The organism is Desulfomonile tiedjei (assembly GCA_016212925.1).
Classification (GTDB): Bacteria; Desulfobacterota; Desulfomonilia; order Desulfomonilales; family Desulfomonilaceae; genus JACRDF01.
The window spans coordinates 31861-51298 of sequence record JACRDF010000039.1 but is presented as its reverse complement, the minus strand read 5'-3'; the positions used below and the strand labels follow the sequence as shown (position 1 = coordinate 51298).

The window sequence follows — 19438 nt, the reverse complement described above, 5'->3', positions numbered from 1 at the left end:
TGTTTCTTTCAGTTCGAATTTCCTTTCAATTCCTTCCTAGCGACTTCCGTGAAAGCCTTCAGAGTCGGAGAGAGCCATCTGCCTTTAGACCAGATCATAAGGGTGGCTACTTCGAGCTTACCCTCTTCCCATGCCAACGGAACCAGCCGTCCTCTCTTTATATCTTCAGAGACCGATACCTGGGGCAGAATCGTGATCCCGGTACCCTCCATCACGCACCTTTTGAGAGTCTCGACGCTGTGGAAGGTGCCGCCGAGTTTCAGAAAAACGCCCGCCTCTTCCAAAATCCGCTCAAATAGCCTCCTGTAGCTGCAGTCAACCTTGCTCAAGAGCAAGGTATCACCTGCGAGATCGCGAGTGCGGACCAGTCTTTCCTTGGCAAGGCGATGACCAGGACTTGCCACCAACACCAGGGACTCAAAACCCACTGCTTCGGCCTCAAGATCCGCAGCCTGGAAGGATTCCGCAAGCAGGAATGCCAGGTCCGTTATACCTTTGGAAAGGTCCTTTTGGAGGCCTTCATGGGCACATGTCGTCAGATTAAGCTGAACCTGAGGGAAACGAGCACTGAACTCACGGATGACAGGGGGCAGGCGATATATACCAAAAGATTCAGGGATCCTGATGTTCAGAGATCCTTCGGGCTCTCTGTCACCCCCTATCTCGGCCCGCGTTTCATCGGCCAGATCGATGATTCTTTCGGCATATGGTATCAAACGCTCTCCCGCCTCTGTAAGCAAGATACGCCGACCCAGCCGATCAAACAGTTGCACACCAAGCTCTGTTTCAAGTGCCTGGATCTGAGCGGAGATGCTCGATTGGGCATAATTGAGTCTTTCCGCGGCCTTGTTAAAGCTTAGAAGTTTGGCCACGGTCAGAAAGGTTCTGAAGTGCCGGATTTCCATCGGCCATCCATTGACCAAAATTTTCGATCCAGTGCATCGAAACAAATCGTTTGAAACGATACTTAGTTCTTAATAATCTACTACACAGATAAGTACCCTGTGTCAAGACGAGGAGGTTTAGTGATGAATAATCCGGAAAAAACCGTGGAACTTTTTGCCAATGGACTGAACTGCTCGCAGGCGATACTCACCGTTTTCGGAGAACCATACGGACTGAATTCCGATATGGCCAGGAAGTTGGGCCGAACGCTTGGTGGCGGAATGGGACGTATGGCCCGGACCTGTGGAGCGGTAACCGCCGCTGTGCTAGTTTTGGGACTTGCAAGAGACGATCAGGACGAAGGTGAGGCAAGGAAAGCCTCTTTTTCACGTGTACAGGAACTCTTCAAGCGCTTTGAAACACGCCACAAGACAAGCGAGTGTAAGAATTTGCTAGGTGCTGACATGAGCACAGAGGAGGGGACCAAAAAAATCCAGGACCAACAACTGGTCAGGAATCTATGCCCGGCATTTGTGAGAGATGCTGCCATGATGCTGGAAGAGCTGTTAAAACCATAGTCGTTAGGCGCGGCTCCAGGAGACCAAAATGATTGTGGGGAGGGGCAAAAGAAACATCAGGATATCACTGGCATGGTGCGTTTTGGGGGCCACGCTCTTGGGCTTGTCGGTAGGGCGACATTTCAGACCGCAATGGATTCAGTCGATCGCATACGTTGCACTGTTCCTAATGCTTTACCCTGCAATGCTCGACGTGGATTTTGCAGGTATCAAGAAAGCGTTCGCGGAGCCCTGGCTGGTCACCGCGGCCCTCCTCTTAAATTTCCTGGTGTCGCCTCTCCTTATCTATGGTCTGCTGCATCTGTTCGTCCGGGGCAGTGAACCTGAACTCGTGGCCGGCATAGCACTTTACGGCATGGTGCCGGGTGGAGGAATGGCCCCGGCCTTCACGGGGATGCTGAAGGGCAATGTCAGCCTGACGGTCGCGATTTCCGGCATCGGCGGCATTCTCAGCCTCGGAATTACACCCTTGTGGGCAAAGTGGTTAATCGGGCCCCAGATGGAATTCCCCGCCCTGCTCATCCTCCAACACCTCTGTCTTATTATTATGATTCCTTGGACTGTCGCGATGCTTACTCGCCGAATTGTCTCGGCAACAAGGGGAGACCTCGCTTTTCGCCGGACCACGGAACGGATCAAACCCCTTTCCGGTCTTGGGCTCTGTTTATTCCTGTTCACCATGTCAGTTCTTCATGGCGATCGGGTTCTGGACGAACCTTTCTTGATCCTGAAGATCGCAGGGCCTGTCTCTGCCTTTCTGATGATCTTATTTCTTCTTTCCAATCTCCTTGGAAGGATGCTTCGTTCCAGTCGTGAAGATGCCGTGGCCCTCACCTTCAGTACTGCTGCCAAGAATAACGCCATTGCCTTGGCACTAAGCCTGTCAACGTTCGGCCCTGATGCGGGCCTGGTCAACGCAATTGCCGGGCCGTTGGTCCAGTTGCCGATACTGCTGGGCATAGTTGCGCTTAAGACAGGGAAGACGACGTGATTGGGGACGAGGGTTCGGTCAGAAGCGCAAAACAAGGCTTGAACGAAATAACTAGCGGAGGCGGGCAGAAGGAGCATCTTGTGGGTTATGCGAGCGACGGCAGATGCTACAGATGAAGGGAGACCGGATCACTCTTCGATGAAGACCAGGAGCTTCTCCAATTCCGCCATCTTGGACAGAAATTGCTCCGTGGCTTCTTCCAATTCCTTGGACAACAGGTGCAGTCTATGCTCGGAGGTTGCCGTCTGTTGTTCTTTATCGCTCATGGTTCTGCTGTACAATATCTCTAATAATCCTCTGGAAATTTATATCACAACCCGCTGTTTTTGGCAACTTTTATGAAAACGTAAGTGATAGGAGATCTTGGGGCGGAGTACGAGGCAACATGGGGGACCTAAGGATGGAGCCTTGAAGCACTGTTGTGAGAAAGTCTCTCCGAGCCTGCCCCCAAATGGCCGCACTTCGGCTGTTTCCGATCACTCTTCAAAGAACCGCCCCATCGCTTTCTGATATATGGTACGAAGAACATCCCGAGCGACACCATGATCTGTTACTTCCCAGGGGAACATCTCGTCCGAGTTGCGCTCGCGGAGGACGTAAAATTCCGGGTCAATTCCCCCCTTTTTGAACACCCCTGGCCAGCGAGCGACTTGCTTTGCGACTTGTAGCACTGTGGCGGCTATCCGCCGGTCTCCTCTGGATAGAAACGCTTGATCAAATGCCTGCCTGACCGATTCAACGCGGACCACCAGATTAGGTATTCCCTTGAGGCCATCCCTAATTATCCGCACGCGCCGCTCCAGCATCTTGGGTTGCTCCATGGCCGCCCACTGAAAGGGGGTCCACGGCTTGGGAACAAAAGGGTTCACCTGGATCGATATGTGACCTATCTTTTTCAACTTCCGAGAAGCTTCCACAAACACGTTCCGGCTCTTGACCACAAAATCCACAATTGCCGAGCAGTCTTCGTCGGTTTCACCGGGTAGGCCGACCATAAAATAAAAACGAATATTTGGAATACCTGCGATGACGAGTTTTTCCACCAACTCGTAGAAACGTTCAGAAGGGATGTTTTTCCCTATGACGGACTTCATGCGCGGGGAAGCCACTTCAGGGGCCAAGGTTGCGGTCTTCTGCCCGGTTGCGGCCAGAAGCTCGATCACTCGCGGCGTAAGCCCTTCCGGCCGGATCGACGACAGCGAGAATCGGCCTCCGTTGGCCACTATGTAAGCGAGGATGTCCTCCAGCTCAGGATGGCCGGCAAGGTCCGATCCAATCAGACCGACTGTTCTGCCGGCTTCGAGGGCTTTATCCACCTCTTGCCGGAATCCGGCGAACTGAGCGTGGCGCACCGGGAAATGTATCCAACCTGCGGCGCAGAAGCGGCAACCCCTGCCGCACCCGCGATTTGTTTCCACGAGCAGGCTCTCCCCGAACTCGGCTTCACTGGTGAACAGCACTGACACAGGCACCGGTGATTCTCTCGATCGTCGCTTTACAGCGGGAACACGCGCAGGAAAACCCGCGTCAGGGACAATCGCTGTTATCACGCCATCTTCCGCATATTCAAAGGTATAGGCCGAGGGGATATAAGCTCCCGGCAGGCTGCGGAACTGTTTGAGAAACTCCTTCCTGTCCGCCAGAGCATTTCTCGATTGCTGCAATGCTTCGAACAGGGTGGAAAAGAAGGTTGCATCCGGGGAGTCGGGATCATCGACCTCGCCGATGAACGCCATGTCCAGAAAGAGCGCCAGAGGCTCAGGATTCATGGAAACCGAGACGCCTCCCGCGATGATCACAGGATCTGATGGTCCTCTTTCCTGTTGCAGCGGGGGAATTCCCGCGGCAAGGAGGGCTCCCGGCACGGCCGGGTAATCGCTTTCAAAAGGGACGCTAAAGGCGATTACAGAGAAGTTCCTGAGCGGTCGGCCCGATTCCTCGGACAACGGCCCGCGCCCGCGTCCGTCCTTGGCCGCGGCCGCATCAGGCCAGAAGAAGCGTTCTGCCGAAAAATCGGTCTGCGAGTTCAGGTACCTGTAAAGGAACTGGAACCCCAGGTTTCCCATACCCACCCTATAGACATTGGGGTAAACCAAAGCCACCGACAGCCCCGGCCCGCGAGGCCTGATGATGGCTCCTTTTTCGCCGCGTCTGGTCATGGTCGCGATTGTACCACGGGAAGGGCCTCCGCGACGACACCTCATGTCCTATTTTGGACGGGAACCTCGGTTTTGCCGTCAAGGCATTCGTGGCCAGGGCCAACCGCAACTTTGGGAAACTTCTATCTTTATGAATTTTTTCTCGCGGCACCGCATGTTTTTTCTATCCAGCCTGTATTTATGATTAAGAGACAGACCGCAAAATGTCGAAAACAGCAGACACAAAGCTCAGGACTCGATAATGGGAAAACGCGCGGCACAGTGGGGATGTAAAAAATATGCCCGAGCGGATGGACCTTGCGGAGATCAGAACAATGGCGCCAAAAAAATCGCGATTTAAATTCATCGGAATCCTCGTGTTGATTGCCGCAGGCCTCCTGACTGCGGGGGTCTATTTGGTCAACGGGAGTGTGTCCGTCAAACCCAAACAGGATTACAAGACGGCGAAGGTCCTGAAGCGTGATCTTGGGGCAACCGTCCAGGCAACCGGCATCGTGAAGCCTATGGTGGGGGCCGACGTGAAAGTTGGGGCAAGGACTCCGGGGAAGGTTGTGGAGTTGCCCATCAACGTCGGCGATAAGGTGGCTGCGCGGCAGGTCATAGCCAAAATTGAGCAGGACGATCTGATTGCAAAGGTCAAGTTGCAGGAAGCGATCCTTGCCGAAGCCAAGGCCGAGGAAATGCGCTTAGCAAAGGACTATGACCGGGACAAACAACTGCATGCCGCTGACTCGATCGCAGCCCAGAAATTCGATCTGACGGAAGCGTCGTACGAAATGGCCAAAGCACGGGTCCTCAAAGCACAAGCCGAACTTGATTTTTCAAAGACCCTGCTCTCGTACGCAACCATTACTGCTCCGATTAAAGGGACCGTGGCATCGGTAAACACGATTCAGGGGGAGACCGTTACAACGGGACTCAATGCCCCCACCTTCATCCGAATCATTGATCTCGATCGCCTGGAAGTGTTGGCCTATGTGGACGAGAACGACATCGGTAAGGTCAGGGTCGATCAGGAAGCGATTTTTACCGTCGCAGCCCACCCGGCCATCGAGTTCAAGGGCAAGGTCACGTCCATATATCCTTCTGCCACCATCCAGGACAACGTCGTCTACTACATCACTTCGATAAGCGTGGACAATAGGGAAGGCAAGCTTATGCCGGACATGACCTCCAACGTGCTGATCTTCCTCGACCAGCGCAAAGGGGTCATCACGGTGCCGAATAAAGCCGTGCAGCGCGAAGGGCAAAGGAAATTTGTGCTTGTAATGGATAAGGGCCTGCCGGATAGGCGATACGTGGACGTTGGATGGAAAGACCAGTCTTATACGGAAATACTCGACGGGCTGCGGGAAGGCGACCTGGTGATTGTAGGCGACCTGCCCCGCAAGTAACCCTCATGGAGGTAGACGATGATAGAGGTGACCAATCTCTCAAAAACATTTCAAAAAGACAGCATGGAAGTGCGCGTTCTGAAAGATGTTACCCTCACCATTCACGAAGGCGAGTTTGTTTCAATAATGGCCCCATCAGGAATGGGAAAGAGCACTCTACTGAACATTCTTGGCTGCCTGGATAAATCGACGGAAGGGACTTATGTCCTGGACGGTGTCCCGGTACATGACATGGACGACGACGAACTCTCAAGAATACGGAATGAGAAGATCGGCTTTGTCTTCCAGTCTTTTCATCTTCTTCCCAGGATGACCGCGTGGGAAAATGTAATTCTGCCTCTCATCTACAGCGACGCCGATTCAAATATGAAGGAACGGGCACTTACCGTCCTGACCTCCGTGGGCCTTGCAGATCGCGTGGATCACTTGCCGCGGGAGTTGTCGGGCGGGCAGCAGCAGCGAGTGGCAATCGCGCGGGCCCTCATCAATGACCCTCGCATAATCCTCGCTGACGAGCCCACGGGAAACCTGGACTCATCCTCCGGTGAGGAAGTTATCAAGATATTCCGGGAACTGCATGCCCGCGGAGTCACCCTGGTAGTCGTGACTCACGACATGGAAGTGGCGCTTCAAGCCGACCGAGTAATCCAGATGAAGGACGGCAGAATTTCCAGCGACCGCCCCACCGCGAGTCCATTGGCGGAGGTGGCCCAATGAGAACACTTCGTCTGAGTGTACAAGCCCTAAGCGCCATGGCGGAAAACAAGACAAGGACTTTCCTCATGATGCTGGGCGTCATAATCGGCGTGGCAACACTCACCATCATCGCGTCTTCGGTGCTCGGGGCAAGAGCCGAGGTCATGGGCAAGGTTGAAAAGTGGGGTCTGGATCAAATCATGGTCATGGCCGGCTCCGGCAGGAAACCCGGCGTTCCGCAAGCGGTCCCCACAACGTTGAGGGTGGAGGACAGCCAGGCCATGATGTCCGAGATTGCGAACGTCAGGGATGTTAGCCCGCAGATTAACCGGAGAGATTTTCCTGTGAAATACGGCAACAAGAGTTCCTACGGAGTGCTCATCGCAGCGAATACCAACTGGTCGTCCGTTTGGAACACACCGCCCGAGGTCGGCAGGTTTCTTTCCGAAGAAGACGCCGGAAGATTGGCCCGAGTGGCGGTGATAGGCAAGACCATTCAGAAGGACCTCTTTGAAGATGAGGATCCGGTCGGGAAGCAGATCCTGCTTGGAAATAATCCTTTCGAGATCATTGGTGTCCTTGAGGCGAGAGGAGCCTCGGCTGTAGGTGTCGATATGGACAGCCGTGTGGTTATACCTCTGTCCACCGGCCAAAAAAGGGTCTTTAATCAGGATTACCTGTTCATGATAAAGATTGCATTGCACGATCCCTCCAGGATGTCTCAAACCGTCAACGATGTTCGAGCGCTTCTTCGGGAGCGCCACAATCTTCCGACAGGCGTAGAAGATGACTTCACGATCGTGACGCCAACCCAGGTCATGGTCATTGCATCGAAGCTTTCCACGACTTTCAGCCTCTTTCTCGTATTGGTGACAGGCATCTCGCTTATAGTGGGCGCGATAGTCATCGCGAATATCATGTTCATCGCAGTAAACGAACGCAGGGGGGAGATTGGCATTCGTAGAGCAGTGGGTGCCCGAAAAAGAGATATTCTTGTCCAGTTCCTGATGGAAGCGGTCAGTGTTGCCGCCATAGGAGGGGTTCTAGGCATCATATTGGGGTTGATCGGGCTCAAGGCTCTGTCAGGTTTCATAAAACTGCCGACAGCCCTGATGTGGGAACCTATCGCACTGGCTTTGGTGAGCGCAATCATCGTTGGACTTATTGCGGGGATTCAGCCGGCAAAGAGAGCTGCAAACCTCAACCCCATCGACGCCCTCAGGTGAGATCGTTATGCGACCCAGGCCGTTCCGCGGATTCCGGATTGCCATAAAGTCTCTGACAAGCCACCCTTTGAGAGTGGCTCTCGCAGTGCTGGCGATCATGATTGGAGTGGCTTCGGTCATCGTAATGGTAGGAATCGGCAGAGGAGCTGAAGACGAAGTTCGCAGAAAAATCGAAGGCATGGGCACAAATCTGATTGTGGTCAGCGCGGGGCAATCAAGATCGGTGAAGGGACAGGTGGGGCAACTCGGAATTATGACCACGTTGACCCTTAAGGATGCCTCGGCGATTGCCGAGGAATGTCCATCAGTGAAACGCGTAGCCCCGGCTTATTCCAAGAAACTGTCGGTCAAGTTCGAGAATGTGAGCTACAGCACCAGAATAGTGGGCACTATGCCGCTGGTTCAGGCGGTCAGAAATATATCCGTCGAATCCGGTGCGTTCTTCGATGAGGATGAAAACAGGCTCATGGCTCCGGTGGCGATTGTGGGGCCTACCGTGGTGCAGACCCTTTTTTCGGGCAGAAATCCGGTGGGTGAATCAATCAGGATCGGAAAGGTCCTGTTCAAAGTGATCGGAGTGACCGTCCCCAAAGGCGCAGTTTCGGGCGAAGACGAAGACGACCAGATTCTCGTGCCGTTGAGGACGGCCATGAACAAACTCATGAACGTCACCTATTTGAGCAACATATTCGTCGAGGCCGCGGGATTCGATAGCATTCACAAAGCAGAGGCTGAAATCCGGTCACTCCTGAGAGATCGCCACCGATTGCGGGCGAGCACGGTGGATGACTTCACCATTCAGAATCAAGCTGATGTAATAGAGGCCCAAAGCTCGGTGGCAAGGACTTTCAGCCTTCTGGTTGCGAGCATTGCAGTGATTTCCTTGATTATCGGAGGCGTCGGGATACTGGGAGTCATGCTGCTTTCCATCAGGGAACGAGTGAGCGAGATTGGGATTCGTCGCGCTGTAGGTGCGAAACGAACGGACATACTGGTTCAATTTCTTGTTGAATCGTCATTTCTGGGAGTAGTGGGTGGATTTGCAGGTCTGATCGTGGGTATCGGAGGAGCGGCCGGAGTCAGACAATTCTCCGGAATGCCCGTTACATTGGCTCCTGATTACATCGTGCTGTCGCTGGTTTTCTCTGTCGTCACCGGGCTCATCTTTGGCATTTACCCGTCATGGAAGGCCGCTAGGCTGGATCCCATCGAAGCCTTAAACACTAAGGCCTAGCAGCCCCTGGTTGCTCCTCGCTGCTCTTGGCATTGCATCCCACGTGCACCCGTCCAACAGCCTGCCTGCCTTCTTCTTGTTTGTTCCTCCCCACTGCTTGAAAAAGAAAGGAACAGAGGCCCTAGAGCATTGTTCCCTGATCTCACGGACCCAGGGGGCCTTGATGGGTCTGGCTTTTGGTCCTGATTCCCCGCCAACGATAACCCAATCAATGTCGCGTAGGTCAAGGCCGGGGAGGGGGCCGAGCAACGGCTCCAAAGACAAAAACTTGGTCTTTGCATCCGTTCGCCTTAGATGCTCGATCCGGAAAGAGTACGCCGCATTTTCAACAGTAACTCCCATCCAGACGTTTTCAGGCCATGGCAACCGCGGGCTCAGCTCCATGACACGTTCGGAGCGCTTGGTAAGGATCTGGAAGGTGTGCCAATGAGCCTGCCGCATGATGTTGAAAACCTTTACAATGAATTCGACAGGTACATCTTCGTGGAAAAGATCACTCATAGAGTTGACAAACACTGTCTGTGGCCTTCTCCACTGAAGAGGCGCGGCAAGAACATGGTCGTGGAGTGTGAGTGCGAATCCATTCGAGTAGTTAGGTTGCCCCATGGCCTTCAGACGACGCGCCATGCGTTCCGCGTAGCAGTGGCGGCACCCTTCGCTGAGTTTAGTGCACCCGGTAATGGGATTCCAAGTCGATTCGGTCCACTCGATGGCCGAGTTTGCTGCCATATTTCAATTGCCTAGGATGTATTGCGCTATTTTAACTGCGGTTTTACCCCCTTTTGGGTTACCAGCGGCGAAGAACAGGGCGTAAAGAGGGTTGTTTTTCGAGTTGTAAAGCGGCAACGGATTTTGCGCAACGTGATAAAAGATGGTTTTCAACCGATTAACGTAGTAGGTCATGATTACGGCAAAATCAGCCGTTTTCTGCATTTTCGTTGCTGCACTAAACAGTGGGGTTTGCTAGTCTGCCTCATAAAAAGTGTCGTACCAATCTCTGCGTCCGAAGATTTCATCCAGTTTGCTCTTCCATTTCTCGTCAATTTGGCCGTCTTTAGTAAGCATCCGATTAACCGCTACGCCGAGCGGGAAAAGAATCCACAAATCAATAGCTTGAGTTTTTGCGATGGCTTCAAGGGTAGGCCAGGCGACCTGCATTCCGAATGGATCAAGAAATAATACCGCGCGGTGCAGTCGCCAATCTCTTTCGCACAAGTGCTGAATTACAGTATTTGCATCGCCACGAATGAACATGATGTGTTTCGCTTTTTCTGGGAACTCTCTGGAGAGGCTATTTTGAAGTTCCGCGAGTTTTCCCTTCGTCTTCTCGATGAAGATATAGCTGTGAAAGGACGGAGTGCACTCCAATGCAATGCGAGCCGACCCCTGCAAAAAACTTTGCGGTTCAATATCGGCCAACTCAGACAATAAATTTGGCTGGATGCCGGTACCTTTTAATTCCCGATAGCCGGTTCCAGCAAACGCATCAATATAGGCATACCTGAACGGTTGCTTGCTGAGTATTGTCGTGTAGGCAGACAGATATTTCCGCAATCTATCGAGTTTCTCCGTAGTCCAGCTTCCGCCAAATTGTTGTTTACTTACCACTTAAACAACCCCGTAGCCGGGCTTCAGCTTATCACCGCGCGCGCTTTAGTCAATAATGTGCTACTGTCTCGCCATTTTGTGCTATTTCAAACTGGCCCACTACCCGACTGGGAAGTCTCGGTAGGCCAGGAGCCACGGCGTGAAGGCTGCGAAGCGACGGGAATGTCCTATTTGGACGCCTTCTGGCTCAGGCTACCGATCTGATTACCACGCGTGTGGCCGTCAACAAACTCTAACTTTGAGGAAGCTGGGGTGCCACGGACCTGGGCTCCGCCAGGTCCGTGCTTCTTGCTAATTCGGACAAAAGGTTCCGGCGTTTCCCCTACTCCGCCTGCTTTCTCAAGAAGGTGGGGATGTCGAGATCTTCCTCGGTCTCTGTTTCGTAGTCATCGACCACGCCTAGGTGGCGGCTGTTCTTTTCCCTCTGGCTGCGCCGAATAAACGAAGGGACGCGGGAGTCTTGAGGTTCTGAAGGAATCACCGTGCGTGCAACCGGCTTATCGGACCTGGGCTTCTCATCCAGTTGAACGAGAATGGGACGGCCGACGGTCGATTGTTCGCCTCTGGTGTGAGGAAGGGATTCAGCGCGCCCGAAGCCGGTAGCAATCACCGTAACGTTCACCGCGTCGCCCATCTCTTCGTCAATTACCGCTCCGAAGATGATGTTGGCTTCGTCATGAGCCTCGTTTTGAATTACGGAGACAGCGTCGCTGATTTCCGACAGGCTCATGGAAGACGAACCGGTGATGTTGATCAGGACGCCTCTTGCTCCGGACATGGAAACGTCTTCCAGCAACGGGCTGTTGATCGCCATTCGGGTGGCTTCCTCGACGCGGCCTTCACCGATCGCGGAACCTGTCCCGAGCAGAGCCACACCCTTTTCTTGCATGATGGTTTTCACATCAGCGAAATCGAGGTTTATCAGTCCGTTGACCGTGACCAGGTCGGAGATGCCTCGCACGCCCTGGAGAAGAACATCATCCGCTTTGCGGAAGGCGTCGAGAAAAGAGATATCCTTTTTCAATGAGAGCAGGCGCTGATTGGGAATGATTATGAGCGTGTCCACCTCGCGGCGGAGCATGTCGATACCTTCTTCGGCCTGGCGCATTCTCTTTTTGCCTTCAAAAAGAAAAGGCTTGGTGACCACGGCCACTGTAAGGCAACCGATCTCCTGCCGCGCGATTCGCGCCAGTATCGGGGCTGCGCCTGTGCCCGTGCCGCCGCCAAGGCCCGCGGTGATAAAGACCATGTCCGAGCCTTCCAGGGTGTCACGAAGGCTATCGTAGTCTTCGTTCGCTGCCAAACGCCCGACCTCGGGGTCGGCTCCGGCTCCCAGACCTCTGGTATGCTGGCGGCCCAACTGAATTTTGGTCTCTGCCAGGTTGTGCTGAAGAGACTGAGCATCGGTGTTTGCAGCGATGAATTCAACTCCGCTGAGACCGGCCCTTATCATGTTGTTTACGGCGTTGCCACCGCCGCCTCCCACGCCAATAACCCTTATTAAAGCGTTGCGATCGGAATCCATTTCAAAGTCCAGCATAGCCGGTACCTCCTGGAATCAAAATCTCATACCATTTCGCGTTCAAAGACTTAACGTAGGCGAGGAAGAAAGCGTTGCCAGCTCTCAAAATCCCCCCTGACCCCCCTTTAAGAAAGGGGGGGACGTCCACTCCACTACCCCCCTTTGCTAAAGGGGGGGCAGGGGGGATTTTATAGGGCAGCGCTCCATGCTCGTGACCCTTGACGTCAACTCCATGACCGCACATCGGTATCAGCCCCTCCAAACCTAGTTGACAACCTTCTCTCGAATTCCCAAGACTCCACCGATGGAGCCCAAATCAGAAAGCTTCAGCAAACCACTGCTTCATCCGTCCGACCACTCGGTTCAAAGCATTACCGGGATAATAGGACACTCCGAGGTCCACGCTCTTGTTCCGAGCGCCCCATAGCACCAGACCAACTCCGGTCGCATAGACCGGGGAATTGACCACGTCCACCAGGCCGCTTATTGCGATGGGGTAACCGAGCCTGACGGGCATGTCGAAGATCTGTTCAGCTAGTTCGCAGACCCCGTCGATGGCTACGGACCCGCCCGTGAGCACCATGCCGGACGCCACTGATTGCAGCAGATTGTGCCTCTCCAGTTCCCTGCGGACGAGTCCGAAGATCTCTTCCAGCCGTGGTTCGGTTATGTCCGCAAGCACGGACCGGGAGAGTATGCGCGGCTGGCGGCCTCCCACACCCGGAACGGTGACCGTTTCATCCTTGTCGACCATAGATCCCAGGGCACAGCCGTATCGTTTTTTAATCCTCTCTGCTTCGATCATGGGAGTCCTGAGGCCGACCGCTATGTCGTTGGTCAACTGCTCTCCGCCCACGGATATGACGGATGTGTGCTGTATTGCGCCTTCACCAAAGATCGCAATGTCCGTGGTTCCGCCTCCGACGTCAACCAGGGCGACGCCCAACTCTTTCTCGTCAGGGGACAGGACCGCCTCCGATGCGGCCATTTGCTGCAGGACCATATCCTGGACCTTCAGCCCGCTTCTGTGGGCGCAGCGAACAATGTTCTGAGCCGCGGAGACCGCACCGGTGATAATGTGAACTTTTGCTTCCAGGCGCACACCTGCCATACCAATGGGCTCTTTGATGCCTTCCTGGTCGTCCACCATGAATTCCTGGGGCAAGATGTGTATCACCTCGCGATCCAGCGGAATAGCAACCGCGCGCGCCGCGTCAATCACGCGGGCCACATCCACTTCGGTCACTTCTCGATTCTTGATCGCTATGACGCCGTGGGAATTGATCCCTTTGATATGGCCCCCTGAAATGCCCGCATAGACGCTATCCACCTGACAGCCGGCCATTAGTTCGGCATCTTCCACAGCCTTCCTGATGCTGGAAACCGTGTGGTCGATATTGACAACGACCCCCCGTCGCAAGCCTCTCGAAGGCGCACTTCCAACCCCTATGATGTCCACCATACCTTCAGCGTTGACTTCGCCGATTATGGCGCACACCTTTGTGGTCCCTACATCAAGACCCGCGACAATGCTCTCGCTTCGTGTCATATTTCTACCCCTGGAGGCGCGCTTTATCCCACCGGACCACAGCACGATCCTCGAAGTCGAGATTGATGATCCGCGCGCTTGTCCATTCCCCTCTTTGAGACAAGAACTTCTTCAGGCGCCCGTATCGTTGTATTTTTCCTTCAAGATCCTTTTTGCCCAGGACAACCAGGCGGCCGTCTCTAGTGCACAAGCTCAAACCTTCGTCGAGATCCAATCGGATTTCCGCTACGGCGTTTGGGTTCATCTCTGAGCCGGTACGTTCCATGAGTTCCAGAAGGTTCAGGCCGGTTCTAATCATTTCCCGGATTTCCGATCCGTTTGATTGAAGCTCCTCGGGCTTCACCCCCGTGAAAAGAGGGAGGTCCACCCGGTCGCCCGGAAGGAGCCGCGTAAAGAATTCGGCTTGCTGGTCCACGTAATGAAGCTTGTCCGCGGCCAATATCGCCCGCGGTGTCCGCTCTTCGACTTCAATGATCAGCTGGCCCGGAAATCGCCGGTATACCGCCGCGGAACCGATCCACGGATGTCTCTTCAGGTTTGTTGTAATGGCCCTGAGATCCACGGTCAGCAGGTTGGTTCCCTGCTCCACCTCAGCGGCCTCGACAATCTCGGAACGTGACAGATGGCGGTTTCCGATCACATCCACGTGGTGCAGATTGAGGTAGGGCAGGTGGAGAAAGAACAAATAACCCAGCGCCAGTGCAAGACCGGAATCAATTATCAAAACGGTCAGGAGAGCGTAACGGAGTATCACCCGATTCCTCTTGCGATTCTCCGAGCGCTTCGCAGGGGGAGCCGGCGGTTCCTCTCTGGTAAGTATCAGGCGCGGTTTCCTCTTAAGCATCTGCGGTCTCTCCTATAACGCAGATTTCCATTTCCAACTCAATGCGTTCCTCCTGCCAAACCCTTTCTCGGATTTTTTCGACGAGTGCCATGACATCAATCGACTTTGCTTGTCCCCGATTAATAATGAAATTCGCGTGACGCTGTGAAACTTGAGCATCTCCAATTGTGGTGCCTTTGAAGCCGAGCCGATCTATTATTGCGCCCGCGGGATTGTCCGGCGCAGGATTCTTGAAAACACACCCCGCACTATGGAGCCCCCTTGGCTGTGTGGTGCGGCGCAGGGTTTTTGCCTTAGCCAATTTCTCTTCGATCGAAGCTGGATCGTCACCATTGAGCTTCAGAGTTCCGCTCAGTACTACAGATCCTTGGGGTAGGTCCAACGTGCGATAGCTGTGACGGATCTCCTCCTTTTCCAGAGAGATCCGTTCTCCCGCCTGGGTCAACAAGTCAACTCCAGCCAAGATTTCTCCAATGCAGACACCGCCGGCTCCTGCGTTGGTAGCAACGGCCCCTCCAAAAGAACCGGGAATCCCCCAGAGAGCTTCCATGCCAGTCCAACCCAGCTTGCGCGCCTTGACGATGACCTTCTGGAGCGCGGCTCCTGCTGCAACAGTTATGCGGCCTTGTCCCGAGCCGTTTGTTCTGAAGTCCCATTTTCGCAGGCCCGTCATTCGTACAACGACTCCTCGGAAACCGGCATCCTGGAAGAGCACATTGGTACCTGCTCCGAGAAAGAACCGGGGAATCTTGCTGTGTTTCAGGTAATTGACGAGATCGGCCAGTTGTTCAGCGTTTGCAGGTACAGCCACCAGGTCCGCAGGTCCTCCGATCCTGAAAGAGGTAAGCCATCGCAAGGGGAAGTTCGCTAGGGCGCCCCCCTGCAAGAGATCGCGGATCTCCTTAATGTGGCTCTTGGTCAGTGTCACGCTGTACCGTGCTCCTTTTTTCTCAACGCTTCGAGTATCTCGGGGCCCAACTTGGTCACGTCTCCCGCTCCGAGGGTTATGATCATGTCTCCGGGACCCAGCTCAGAGACAATTTGCTCGGCAATGGTTTTCCTGTCGGGCGTGAACCGAACCGTTTTATGCCCGCGACTCCGTATCCCTTCCGACAAGGCTTTGCCGGTAACGCCTTCGATAGGCTGTTCACTCGCAGGATAAATTTCCATCACGTACAGTAGGTCCGCGTCGAGGAAAGCCGTCAGGAACTCTTCGAACAGGGCCTTGGTCCTCGTGTAGCGGTGCGGCTGAAAAAGGACCGCTATGCGCCGGGGCGCCATCTGTTTGGCTGCTTGCAGCACTGCACGGATCTCCGCAGGGTGATGGCCGTAGTCGTCTATAACGCTGACGCCGGCGGCTTTTCCCCTGAGAGTGAACCGCCTTTGTACTCCGGGGAAGGCATCCAGAGCCTCTTTGGTCTTTTCAAAAGGCACTTCAAAGATGTCCGCTACTGCCACCGCGGCCAGTGCATTGACCACATTGTGGGCTCCCGGCATTGGCAGGCAGATTTCGCCGAGGAGTCGGTCTTCTTTGTAAACCGTGAAGCGGGAAATCCCGCCTTCAAGGCAAGGGGGGCGTCCGCGAATGACCGCCTGAGAGGAAAGCCCGTAGGTAACGAAACGCTTCTCGATCAACGGAATAATCTTTTGCACCTCGGGATTGTCCAGGCACACGACCGCGTGTCCGTAAAAAGGAATTCGGTTGATAAACTCCAGAAAGGCCACCCGAATTTCCTCCATGGACGAATAGCAGTCGAGATGCTCCATATCCATGTTCGTGATCAGGGCTATGGTCGGGTACAGCTTAAGAAAAGACCGATCCGATTCATCCGCCTCAGCCACCAAAAGGTCACTCTGTCCAAGTCTCGCCCCGCCACCGAGATGGTCGAGCTTTCCGCCAATGACCACGGTGGGGTCCAGGCCCGCTGCCAACAGGACGGACGCTACCATGGATGTGGTCGTAGTCTTACCGTGCATGCCTGCTACGGCAACGGAGGTCTGCATTCGCATCAGTTCCGCCAGCATCTCTGCCCTGGGAATGACCGGTATTCGTCGGTCACGGGCTTCCAGGATCTCGGGATTGTCCGCCGAGACGGCCGATGAAAAGACGACAACATCGGCCTTGTCCAGATGTTCGCTGCCGTGGCCGATCCAAACGCGCGCACCGAGTTCTTCAAGCCTGCGGGTAGTTCCGGAGCTTCGCACGTCGGATCCGCTGACCTGGAAACCCAGGCTCAGAAGTATCTCCGCGATGCCGCTCATACCTACGCCGCCGATTCCGACGAAGTGGACATCTTTCACCCTTTTGAAAAGGGTCCCTATCACAGCCTGCCCCTTTCAGCCTTCAGGATTTCGAGGGCTATGGTTCTGGCCGCGTCGGGCCGTCCGAACTTGCGTGAATTCTCGGCCATGCCGCTCAGTAGGCCGGGATTTTCAGCCATTGCCCGGATCTCCTTCACCAGGGAGCCGTTGCTGAGTTCCTGATCGCTTATGACTCGCACAGCGCCACCGGATTCGAGCACGCGGGCGTTCCGTGTCTGGTGGTCTCTTATGGCGTACGGGTAGGGAATCACGATTGCCGGTTTGCCGATGGCTGTAAGCTCCGCGAGAGTGCTCGCGCCGCTGCGGCTGACCACCATATCGGCCCAGTCGTAGGCTGGTCCCATCTCATGGATGAATTCCCGAACGTCGGCCTCGATGCCCGCGGCATCATAAGCCGCCCTTATGTCTTCGGTCGCGCCTTCCCCGGTCTGGTGCAGGACACTGATCCGATCGGCCAAGGGGGCCAGAAGATCGAGGTTTCCCGCGATGGCCAGGTTAAGGCTTCGAGCGCCTCTGGAGCCGCCGAAGACAAGGATGTTGAATCTTTCGTGCTCACTGTCCGATCCTGATCCCGGGAGCAAATCCTCCCTGATCGGATTGCCCGCGAGAATCGTTTTCTCCGGTGAAGAGGGCGGATCGGTTTGTTCCCAGGAGATGAAAATCTTGTCCACAAACCGCGAGAGTATGCGGTTGGTTGTGCCCATCACGGAATTCTGTTCCTGTATCGCGTTGGGTATCCTCATAAGTACGGCCGCGGCAACGATAGGACCGGAAGCGTATCCACCCACGCCGATTACAAAGCCGGGCTTGAAATCACGGATGACGGCAACGGACTGAATCATCGCGACAGGAAGCTCGAGCAGGCCGCGGAGGTTGTTGATCAGCCCTGTCTTTCTCATCCCTCTTGCGGTTATGTATCGAATTTCGTATTCCGTGCGGGGAATAATCTTCTTCTCGATGCCGTGACGCGTGCCCACGAAGAGGATTTTCGCGTCCGGAGCTTCGTCCCTGACCGCTTTCGCTATAGCCAGTGCGGGAAATAAGTGGCCGCCGGTTCCTCCACCTGCAATGAGAAGTCTCATGACCCCACCTCCCGCGAGGCGCCTTGAGAAGCCCTGGTTATAGCCATCAAGATCCCGAGCCCGGCCAAATTCATAATCATTGACGTGCCCCCCAGGGAGACGAACGGGAGCGGAAGGCCTTTGGTTGGCAGAAGCCCCATAGCGACGGCCATATTGACCATAGCCTGCAAACCAATGAGACACGTGATTCCAAAAGCGAGGAACTTGTGGAACTTGTCGGTGCTTCTTATTGCAGCCACAAGCCCACGACAGATCAGGACATAAAATAAAATGACGAGCAGCAATACTCCGAGCAGGCCCAATTCTTCTCCGACAACGGCAAAGACAAAATCACTGTGCGGTTGAGGCAGGTAGAATAGCTTTTGAATGCCTTTTCCTATCCCGGCCCCCCAAAATCCCCCGCATCCGAAAGCCACCAGGCTCTGTATTATCTGGAAACCTGAATTCAAAGGATCGGCCCAGGGGTCGAGAAAGGACATGATCCGCAGCTTCCGGTAGGGCGCGTTTACGGCGAAGTAATATACGAACGGCAGGCAAAGAATGAGGCTCCCGAGCAAATGCTGAAGCCGCACTCCGGCCACGAAAAGCATGAGAAAGCCTACGCCGGTGATGATGACAGCGTTTCCGAAATCAGGCTGGTACAGAATCAAGGAAACCACCACACCCATGATCAGCACGTGCGGGACAAATCCAACGGCAAAGTCTCTTATGCTGTCACCCTTTTTCGCCAGAGACTTGGCCAGAAAAATTATCAGCGCATATTTGACGAACTCCGACGGCTGAAAATAAAAGCCTAGCGGCAGACGGATCCACCTGCTGGACCCTCCCATTTCCACACCCACTCCGGGGACGAAGACCAGCGCCAGAAGCACAACGCCCACTCCCAGAAGCAGAGCGCCCGTGCGCTTCCAGAAAGAAGGGTCGATCAGTGAAAATAGATACATAGCAGCCAAGCCGATGGCCATGGCCAGGCCCTGCTTCTTGGTGTAGTAAAACTCATCACCGAATTTCCCTGAAGCAATTATGTAGCTCGCGGAAGTCACCATCACGATCCCGGCTGCGAGGATTACAAGGACCACAGCCAACAGAACTGGATCAGGTCCAAAAATCCTCCCTGCCGAAGAATCGCCTGGTGTCTTATGCGCCTGTGCGGCTTCAGTCATTGAATTTCCTGCTGTCTGCCCGTTCTAGCCTCGGTTTGCTGCCCGCTGCAAGCGCCCCTGGAGGACCGTCGCCCGGGATTGGTCTAGCGTCGATTTCGAACGTCGAGAATATATTTCAGCCCCGGGAAAGCGTCCCGGCAGTTTGGCTGCGCCACTTGAGCCTTCGCGGGAACCCATCGCGTCGT

Annotated in this window: 17 protein-coding genes and 1 pseudogene; 6 read left to right on the top strand and 12 right to left on the bottom strand. The window is 54.6% G+C overall.

Going from position 1 to position 19438, the window contains the following annotated elements:
- Positions 1-8: 8 nt before the first annotated feature.
- A complete protein-coding gene (locus HY913_15975) occupies positions 9-905 on the bottom strand; it encodes a LysR family transcriptional regulator (protein ID MBI4964775.1) in 897 nt (298 codons plus the stop codon).
- Positions 906-1028: 123 nt separating this feature from the next.
- Between HY913_15975 and HY913_15970 the strand changes: the two genes are divergently transcribed.
- Together HY913_15970 and HY913_15965 are read left to right on the top strand one after the other, a co-directional pair.
- Entirely contained in the window at positions 1029-1463 is a 435-nt protein-coding gene (locus tag HY913_15970; GenBank protein ID MBI4964774.1) for a C_GCAxxG_C_C family protein, read from the top strand.
- Positions 1464-1491: 28 nt separating this feature from the next.
- Positions 1492-2454 (top strand): arsenic resistance protein, encoded by a 963-nt coding sequence (locus HY913_15965; GenBank protein ID MBI4964773.1) that lies wholly within the window; start codon positions 1492-1494, stop codon positions 2452-2454.
- Between the two features lie 128 nt (positions 2455-2582).
- On the opposite strand, the gene HY913_15960 is transcribed toward HY913_15965, so the two are convergent.
- Positions 2583-2720 carry a hypothetical protein gene (locus HY913_15960; GenBank protein ID MBI4964772.1) on the bottom strand — a complete coding sequence of 46 codons (138 nt, stop codon included), beginning with the start codon at positions 2718-2720 and terminating at the stop codon, positions 2583-2585.
- Between the two features lie 210 nt (positions 2721-2930).
- On the bottom strand, positions 2931-4613 hold the full coding sequence (locus HY913_15955) for a radical SAM protein (protein ID MBI4964771.1): 1683 nt from the start codon (positions 4611-4613) through the stop codon (positions 2931-2933).
- A 314-nt stretch (positions 4614-4927) separates the two neighbouring features.
- On the opposite strand from HY913_15955, the gene HY913_15950 reads away from it, so the two are divergent.
- Genes HY913_15950 through HY913_15935 form a run of 4 tightly spaced genes read left to right on the top strand, consistent with a single transcriptional unit; the run spans position 4928 to position 9163 of the window.
- Positions 4928-6007 (top strand): efflux RND transporter periplasmic adaptor subunit, encoded by a 1080-nt coding sequence (locus tag HY913_15950; protein MBI4964770.1) that lies wholly within the window; start codon positions 4928-4930, stop codon positions 6005-6007.
- Between the two features lie 18 nt (positions 6008-6025).
- Positions 6026-6724 (top strand): ABC transporter ATP-binding protein, encoded by a 699-nt coding sequence (locus HY913_15945; GenBank protein ID MBI4964769.1) that lies wholly within the window; start codon positions 6026-6028, stop codon positions 6722-6724.
- Positions 6721-7929 carry an ABC transporter permease gene (locus tag HY913_15940; protein ID MBI4964768.1) on the top strand — a complete coding sequence of 403 codons (1209 nt, stop codon included), beginning with the start codon at positions 6721-6723 and terminating at the stop codon, positions 7927-7929. Before HY913_15945 ends, HY913_15940 begins: the two co-directional genes overlap by 4 nt.
- Before the next feature lie 7 nt (positions 7930-7936).
- Entirely contained in the window at positions 7937-9163 is a 1227-nt protein-coding gene (locus HY913_15935) for an ABC transporter permease (protein MBI4964767.1), read from the top strand.
- Here HY913_15935 and HY913_15930 read toward each other — a convergent pair.
- The 9 genes and pseudogenes from HY913_15930 to ftsW all read right to left on the bottom strand — a co-directional run bounded on the left by HY913_15930 (position 9146) and on the right by ftsW (position 19253).
- A complete protein-coding gene (locus HY913_15930) occupies positions 9146-9892 on the bottom strand; it encodes a phage Gp37/Gp68 family protein (protein MBI4964766.1) in 747 nt (248 codons plus the stop codon). The two genes, HY913_15935 and HY913_15930, sit on opposite strands and share 18 nt — an antisense overlap.
- A gap of 3 nt (positions 9893-9895) precedes the next feature.
- A pseudogene (tcmP, locus tag HY913_15925) lies at positions 9896-10771 on the bottom strand (three-Cys-motif partner protein TcmP).
- Between the two features lie 322 nt (positions 10772-11093).
- Positions 11094-12311, bottom strand: coding sequence for a cell division protein FtsZ (ftsZ, locus tag HY913_15920; protein ID MBI4964765.1), 1218 nt, complete (start codon positions 12309-12311; stop codon positions 11094-11096).
- A gap of 298 nt (positions 12312-12609) precedes the next feature.
- Entirely contained in the window at positions 12610-13842 is a 1233-nt protein-coding gene (gene ftsA / locus HY913_15915; protein ID MBI4964764.1) for a cell division protein FtsA, read from the bottom strand.
- Positions 13843-13846: 4 nt separating this feature from the next.
- Positions 13847-14686: an FtsQ-type POTRA domain-containing protein gene (locus HY913_15910; GenBank protein MBI4964763.1), complete on the bottom strand. Its 840-nt coding sequence runs from the start codon at positions 14684-14686 to the stop codon at positions 13847-13849.
- Positions 14679-15614 carry a UDP-N-acetylmuramate dehydrogenase gene (gene murB / locus HY913_15905; GenBank protein MBI4964762.1) on the bottom strand — a complete coding sequence of 312 codons (936 nt, stop codon included), beginning with the start codon at positions 15612-15614 and terminating at the stop codon, positions 14679-14681. Before murB ends, HY913_15910 begins: the two co-directional genes overlap by 8 nt.
- Positions 15611-17011, bottom strand: coding sequence for a UDP-N-acetylmuramate--L-alanine ligase (locus tag HY913_15900; GenBank protein ID MBI4964761.1), 1401 nt, complete (start codon positions 17009-17011; stop codon positions 15611-15613). The genes murB and HY913_15900 overlap by 4 nt, the downstream gene beginning before the upstream one ends.
- Positions 17008-18090: an undecaprenyldiphospho-muramoylpentapeptide beta-N-acetylglucosaminyltransferase gene (gene murG, locus HY913_15895; protein ID MBI4964760.1), complete on the bottom strand. Its 1083-nt coding sequence runs from the start codon at positions 18088-18090 to the stop codon at positions 17008-17010. The genes HY913_15900 and murG overlap by 4 nt, the downstream gene beginning before the upstream one ends.
- Positions 18087-19253 carry a putative lipid II flippase FtsW gene (gene ftsW / locus HY913_15890; GenBank protein MBI4964759.1) on the bottom strand — a complete coding sequence of 389 codons (1167 nt, stop codon included), beginning with the start codon at positions 19251-19253 and terminating at the stop codon, positions 18087-18089. The genes murG and ftsW overlap by 4 nt, the downstream gene beginning before the upstream one ends.
- Between the last annotated feature and the right edge of the window lie 185 nt (positions 19254-19438).

Excerpts from the sequence above, each read along its gene's own strand:
- HY913_15935 (MBI4964767.1), top strand. The coding sequence starts at position 7,937 with ATGCGACCCAGGCCGTTCCGCGGATTCCGGATTGCCATAAAGTCTCTG.
- HY913_15965 (MBI4964773.1), top strand. The coding sequence starts at position 1,492 with ATGATTGTGGGGAGGGGCAAAAGAAACATCAGGATATCACTGGCATGG.
- HY913_15940 (MBI4964768.1), top strand. The coding sequence starts at position 6,721 with ATGAGAACACTTCGTCTGAGTGTACAAGCCCTAAGCGCCATGGCGGAA.
- ftsZ (MBI4964765.1), bottom strand. The coding sequence starts at position 12,311 with ATGCTGGACTTTGAAATGGATTCCGATCGCAACGCTTTAATAAGGGTT.
- ftsA (MBI4964764.1), bottom strand. The coding sequence starts at position 13,842 with ATGACACGAAGCGAGAGCATTGTCGCGGGTCTTGATGTAGGGACCACA.
- HY913_15955 (MBI4964771.1), bottom strand. The coding sequence starts at position 4,613 with ATGACCAGACGCGGCGAAAAAGGAGCCATCATCAGGCCTCGCGGGCCG.
- ftsW (MBI4964759.1), bottom strand. The coding sequence starts at position 19,253 with ATGACTGAAGCCGCACAGGCGCATAAGACACCAGGCGATTCTTCGGCA.
- HY913_15970 (MBI4964774.1), top strand. The coding sequence starts at position 1,029 with ATGAATAATCCGGAAAAAACCGTGGAACTTTTTGCCAATGGACTGAAC.
- HY913_15960 (MBI4964772.1), bottom strand. The coding sequence starts at position 2,720 with ATGAGCGATAAAGAACAACAGACGGCAACCTCCGAGCATAGACTGCAC.
- HY913_15930 (MBI4964766.1), bottom strand. The coding sequence starts at position 9,892 with ATGGCAGCAAACTCGGCCATCGAGTGGACCGAATCGACTTGGAATCCC.
- HY913_15945 (MBI4964769.1), top strand. The coding sequence starts at position 6,026 with ATGATAGAGGTGACCAATCTCTCAAAAACATTTCAAAAAGACAGCATG.
- murG (MBI4964760.1), bottom strand. The coding sequence starts at position 18,090 with ATGAGACTTCTCATTGCAGGTGGAGGAACCGGCGGCCACTTATTTCCC.
- HY913_15975 (MBI4964775.1), bottom strand. The coding sequence starts at position 905 with ATGGAAATCCGGCACTTCAGAACCTTTCTGACCGTGGCCAAACTTCTA.
- HY913_15910 (MBI4964763.1), bottom strand. The coding sequence starts at position 14,686 with ATGCTTAAGAGGAAACCGCGCCTGATACTTACCAGAGAGGAACCGCCG.
- HY913_15950 (MBI4964770.1), top strand. The coding sequence starts at position 4,928 with ATGGCGCCAAAAAAATCGCGATTTAAATTCATCGGAATCCTCGTGTTG.